6 protein-coding genes are annotated in these 6,021 nt (G+C 41.5%); all 6 read left to right on the forward strand.

From position 1 onward, the window contains the following. The first annotated feature begins 168 nt into the window (after positions 1 to 168). On the forward strand, positions 169 to 1,437 hold the full coding sequence (locus tag HMJ38_RS07285; protein WP_194973716.1) for a serine hydroxymethyltransferase: 1,269 nt from the start codon (positions 169 to 171) through the stop codon (positions 1,435 to 1,437). A gap of 13 nt (positions 1,438 to 1,450) precedes the next feature. Further along, positions 1,451 to 2,311, forward strand: coding sequence for a twin-arginine translocase subunit TatC (gene tatC / locus HMJ38_RS07290; protein ID WP_194973717.1), 861 nt, complete (start codon positions 1,451 to 1,453; stop codon positions 2,309 to 2,311). Further along, a complete protein-coding gene (gene rpiB, locus HMJ38_RS07295; protein ID WP_194973718.1) occupies positions 2,304 to 2,741 on the forward strand; it encodes a ribose 5-phosphate isomerase B in 438 nt (145 codons plus the stop codon). The genes tatC and rpiB overlap by 8 nt, the downstream gene beginning before the upstream one ends. A gap of 170 nt (positions 2,742 to 2,911) precedes the next feature. Next, positions 2,912 to 5,275, forward strand: coding sequence for an ABC transporter permease (locus HMJ38_RS07300; RefSeq protein WP_194973719.1), 2,364 nt, complete (start codon positions 2,912 to 2,914; stop codon positions 5,273 to 5,275). Positions 5,276 to 5,487: 212 nt separating this feature from the next. Next, positions 5,488 to 5,724, forward strand: a complete 237-nt coding sequence (locus HMJ38_RS07305) for a hypothetical protein (protein ID WP_194973720.1) — start codon at positions 5,488 to 5,490, stop codon at positions 5,722 to 5,724. Positions 5,725 to 5,789: 65 nt separating this feature from the next. Next, the coding region (locus HMJ38_RS25300) for a hypothetical protein (RefSeq protein ID WP_228779930.1) at positions 5,790 to 6,021 on the forward strand (232 nt) is incomplete at its 3' end.

Below are 6,021 nucleotides of genomic sequence, written 5' to 3' on the forward strand. Positions count from 1 at the left end.
GGAGCTCAATAATACTTCATCTGAGCTTCAAAAACCGACATGCTCAAGAATTATAAAGTTTAAATCATAAACAAGAAGGGGGTTTTATTTGCCCCCCTTTTTGTCTTTATTCAATTGGATAATCCATCGATTAAAACTAATTTTGGGCGACTTATTAAAATACCCCCCATGAAAAGAGATCAGGCCATTTTTGACCTTATTGGAAAAGAAGAAAACCGTCAAAAAACGGGAATTGAATTGATTGCATCCGAGAACTTTACCAGCAAACAGGTAATGGAAGCAGCTGGAAGTGTATTAACCAATAAATATGCAGAAGGATTGCCCGGCAAGCGTTATTACGGCGGTTGTGAGGTAGTTGATCAGATCGAACAGTTGGCAATTGACCGAGCAAAAGAACTTTTTGGCGCAACTTGGGCAAATGTTCAGCCGCATTCCGGCGCACAGGCCAATGCCGCAGTATTCTTAGCAGTTTTGAATGCAGGTGATCCTATTTTGGGTTTTGACCTTTCTCATGGAGGACACCTGACCCATGGTTCTCCGGTAAACTTTTCCGGAAAGTTATATAAGCCTCATTTCTATGGAGTAGAAGAAGAAACCGGCGTTATTGATTATGACAAGGTTGAAGCAAAAGCTTTGGAGGTAAAACCTAAGCTTCTTATTTGTGGCGCATCTGCCTACAGCCGTGATTGGGATTATGAAAGGTTGAGGGATATTGCAGATCAGGTTGGGGCGATTTTGTTGGCAGATATTTCCCACCCATCAGGATTGATAGCTAGAGGCTTATTGAATGACCCATTGGATTTTTGTCATATAGTAACCACCACTACCCACAAGACCTTGAGAGGTCCCCGTGGTGGTCTGATTTTGATGCGGGAAGATTTTGATAACCCTTTTGGATTGAAAACTCCCAAAGGAGAATTGAGAAAAATGTCTTCGCTATTGGATTCAGGAGTATTCCCGGGAACACAAGGAGGTCCATTGGAACACATCATAGCAGCAAAGGCCATAGCATTTCAGGAAGCACTTTCTGATGCGTATATGGAATATGTACTTCAAGTCAAAAAGAATGCTGCGGTCATGGCTGAATCTTTCGTAGCACTTGGATACAAGATCATTTCAGGTGGTACTGACAACCACATGATGCTGATTGATCTTAGAAACAAAGAGCTGACCGGTAAGATAGCCGAAGAAACACTTGGAAAAGTAGATATTACAATCAATAAAAACATGGTCCCTTTTGATACACGTTCCCCATTTGTCACCTCGGGTATGCGTGTGGGAACAGCCGCAGTTACCACCCGTGGGCTGAAAGAAGCGGATATGAAAAAAATAGTACAATTGATAGACAAATCGCTCACCCATCATGATCAGGATGCATCGTTGGCTCAGATCAAGTCGGAGGTAAATGAGTGGATGGTACAATTCCCATTATATTAATTTCAAAAAAAACGTGGCCTTAGATCAGTATAAAGAAGAAGAGGAAGAAGAGGGCATGTCCTTTTTGGACCATTTGGAACAGTTACGTTGGCATTTGCTAAGGTCTGTTTCTGCGGTTATGATTTTTACTGTGGCGGCATTTCTTGCTAAAAGTATCGTGTTTGGTAAAATCATTCTTGGTCCATCCAGGATTGATTTCTTTACCTATAGGGTGCTTTGTCAGGTTTCTGATTTTCTGTCTCTACCGGCACTCTGCATAGAACAGCTTCCTTTTACGATACAGAGTAGGCAGATGACAGGGCAGTTTTCGATGCACATTACTTCCAGTTTGGTGGTAGGCTTGATTGCATCATTTCCCTATTTATTTTGGGAAGTTTGGAAATTTATTGCCCCTGGTTTGTATTCCAAAGAAAGGCAGGCGGCCAGAGGAGCTGTTTTCTTTGTAAGTTTATTGTTCTTTGCGGGTACACTTTTTGGATATTATATCCTGGCACCACTGTCAATAAATTTTCTATCCAACTATCAATTGGATCCAAGTATCTTGAATGAATTTGATATCACCTCCTATGTAAGCACGCTTTCTATGCTTGTGCTGGCATCGGCAATCATGTTCCAGTTGCCGGTGGTGATTTATTTTCTTTCCATGTCAGGGTTGGTAACTGCCGCTATGCTCAAGGCCTATCGAAGGCACTCCATTGTGGTAATTTTAATTTTGGCAGCTGTGATTACCCCACCCGATGTGATCAGTCAGATTTTGATTGCCATGCCGATTTTGGTGTTGTATGAAGCAGGTATTCAGATCGCAAAGAGGCTTGAAAAGAAAAGAGCTGAAAAAGAATTGGAAGACAACCTCAAATACAAGGACAATGAGTAAAAAAATAGCCATAGGAGGAGATCATGCCGGTTTTGAATATAAGACCAAATTGATCAAAGTATTGGAAACAGAGGGTTATGAAGTCAAGGATTTTGGACCTTATACTGATGCTTCAGCGGACTATCCTGATTATGTACATCCACTATGTGAGGCCATTGAAAATGGAGAATTCAAGCAAGGGGTACTGATCTGTGGTAGCGGCAATGGCGTAGCCATCACTGCCAACAAGCATCAGGGAATCCGAGCAGCCCTTTGCTGGACAGAAGATTTGGCTTCCTTGGCGAGACAACACAATGATGCAAATGTACTGGCGTTGCCAGCCAGGTTTATACCGTTTGATTTGGCAGATAAATTAACCAAGCTATTTCTGACCACAGAGTTTGAAGGTGGCAGACATGCTACCAGAGTTGGTAAAATCGCTTGTAAATAACTGATCCTCCCTATGAAAATGGGGAGGATTTTTTTTACCTACTATCCCATCTTCGAACAAAGATCGTCCGCATAAGAACGTTATTTTAGGGAAAGAGCCCGTATTGTGTCTTAAAGGATGATTTTGGATGGCATAACTCTTGAAAAGTATTGTCAAAATTATTTTCTACTATGATGGTATTCCGTGCGCTTAAGACAGCTTTTCGAAACCTCCTCCGTCACAAAACAAATGCGGTGGTCAATATCCTTAGCCTCACCATTGGCTTGACTTCCGGTATTTTTATCTTTTTGTGGGTTTTGGATGAATATGGTTTTGATAAATTCCATACCAATGACAAGGAACTGTATCAGGTGATGATCAACCATACTTTTCTGGATGGGCAGATCCACACCTATGGAGCTACTCCTGCGAAATTGAAGGAAGCCGTTCGCGCTGGTATTCCTGAGGTCAACAACATTACCCAAACCAATATGTCCTCGACCCTATTGGTTCAGCATGAGGAAGTTTCTTTTCAGGAAGAAGGGATTTATTCAGACTCTGAATTTTTTACAATCTTTCATTTTCCTTTGGTCCATGGAGATCAGTCCAATCCTTTGCCGAATAACAATTCCATCGCCATATCCCAAAAACTTGCGGACAAATTGTTTGGAAACACAGACCCGATCGGTGGAACCATCCAAGTGGAACAGACACAGGAATTTATGGTCTCTGCAGTTTTTGCCGATGTCCCATCCAATTCAAGTATTCAGTTTGAGTTTGTGGCACCGTTTGAAGTCTATTACCAAGAAAACCCTTGGATGCAGGGGTGGCAGACAGGAGGGACAAAAACCTATTTGAAATTGGACCCAAAGGCTTCTTTGCCTGCTGTAAATCAAAAACTGGAAACGCTGATCAAAAATAATTGTATTGAATGTACCACTAGTCCGTTTCTGTATAGCTTCAGCAAATTGTACCTCAATGGTAGGTTTGAGGGTGGCAAAAATGTAGGGGGAAGAATCGAACAGATCATTTTGTTCTCCATTGTGGCATTCATTATCCTGCTGATGGCCTGTATCAATTTTATGAACCTGGCCACGGCAAGTGCCGCAAGCAGGAGTAAGGAAGTCAGTGTCAGAAAAATCATCGGAGCAAACAGGCCTGGCTTGGTGCTTCATTTTATGCTTGAGTCGCTGATCATTGCGTTCCTAGGATTGCTATTGGCCATTTCCCTGGTACACAGTTTACTCCCATTCTTCAATAAAATTACCTCCAAATCCATCCAATTGGACTTGTTCGACCCTTTGTTTTTGGGTGGGGCGGTTGCGATTACCTTGATTTGCGGTTTTCTGGCGGGGATTTATCCGGCCATTTTCCTTTCTTCTTTTAAGCCCATGTCTATTTTTCGTGGAAATGCAGGAAGTCTGCTGACAGGTAGTGGCTTGAGAAAATCCTTGGTTGTCATCCAATTTGCTTCTGCTGTGATTTTGGTGGTCGGAAGTATCATCATTTACCAACAAATCAACTATATCAGCAACAAAGACTTGGGATTTGACAAGAGTCAGGTTTTGGTCATTAATCAGAATAAGGATCTGATTGCCAATACTGCTCCCTTCAAAAACGCCATGCTGCAATTGTCCAATGTGGAGAATATTGGTTTTGGGGGGAATGATATTTTTGTCATCCCGATCACCACTACAGAAATCGATTGGCAGGGGAAAGCCAAAGATGCGGCTATCCATTTCAAGCTTTTCAGGTCTGATGAGGGTTTCATTCCGACCATGGGAATCGAAATGCTCCAAGGAAGGAATTTTATGGGAGTTAACCAAGATTCCCTCAACTACATCATCAACCGCAAGGCCATGGAGGTCATGGGAATCTCGGAAGAAGAGGTAATCGGATCGGAATTGGATGTTTGGGGTAGAAAGGGGAGGATCGTAGGGGTCACTGCCGATTTTCACAATGACAATCTAAAAGTAGGAATAGAGCCTTTAGTATTCCTCTATTCAGAGAATCTTGGGGCGCATTATTTTGTGAAAATAAACCAATCTGCGCCTATGTCAGAATCATTGGCCGGGATTGAAAAAGTTTTTAAGGCACATAGTCCCGACTATCCATTTGAATACACCTTTTTGGACGAACAGTTTGAGCAACAATACAGGTCAGATTTGGTGTTGGGCAAGCTCTCTATGAGTTTTATGGTGATTTCAATCTTGATATCCTGCTTGGGGCTGTTTGGTTTGGCAACATTCACCGCAGCCCGAAGGATAAAAGAACTTGGTATCAGAAAAGTAATGGGAGCGACTTCTCTTAATTTGGTACTCATGCTTTGTGGGGATTTTACCAAATTGGTTTTGATAAGCATCCTGATTGGCAGCCCAATCGCTTGGTATTTGGCGAAAGAATACTTGTCAGGATTTGCTTTTCACGTGGACATCAGTGGGGTTGCATTTTTACTGGCTGGTTTAGGATTATTGGTCTTGGCACTGTTCACCGTCGGATTCCAGTCGCTTAAAGCCGCTTTGACTAATCCTGCGGATTCGTTGAAGAGTGAGTGAGGATTTTGGTGGAATTGTGTTTTGATTTGGATATGCCTTCAATGGAAAAAAAAAAAATCCTGCATGGTATTGAGTCTCTGCCCTGGTGGGATCAGCTATTACAAATAGAAAAAATATTCAAAAAAAGTTTATTTTTTTATAAATACTATCTCTCCCAACTTTAATAATTTTAACAGATCAAAACTGTAAATGATCTTTTAACAAAAACCAACATGATGACAGAAGATAAGAATACACCGTCCAAACAAGGAAAATCAAACCCTTCTGATCCGGGTAAAGACAAGGCAAGCATAAAGGAGGGATCCACAAAGGAGGAGCTGAAAAAAGAGGATGAAGTAAAAAAGGAAAACCTGGACGAAGATGGAGAGGTGCCATCCCATTTAGAATCCAATCCCAACAGAAATCCTGATAAACCGAATATCCATAAGCCAAAATACGGAGGCACATGAAATAAATAAAAACAAAACCTAGCCTTGGCCAGGTTTTTTTATTTCACATACAAACTCGCAAGATTATGAAACTACGTCAATCAATATTTACTTTGTTGCTGATCACAAACTTTTCGATGCTGGCCAATGCCCAGGATTTAATTGTGAAACAGAGTAACAAAGATCATGAAACCACATTGGAAAAACTTAGGCCTTCTTGGAAAATTCCTTCGGAATTGAGAAGTAGGGTTAAAACTAAACTATACTTTCTTTTTCTCTTTGGTTTCCGGATGATTTTGAAGTCAATTTTGGTACGGG

It is taken from the genome of Aquiflexum lacus (assembly GCF_015476655.1).
GTDB classification, from domain to species: domain Bacteria; phylum Bacteroidota; class Bacteroidia; order Cytophagales; family Cyclobacteriaceae; genus Aquiflexum; species Aquiflexum lacus.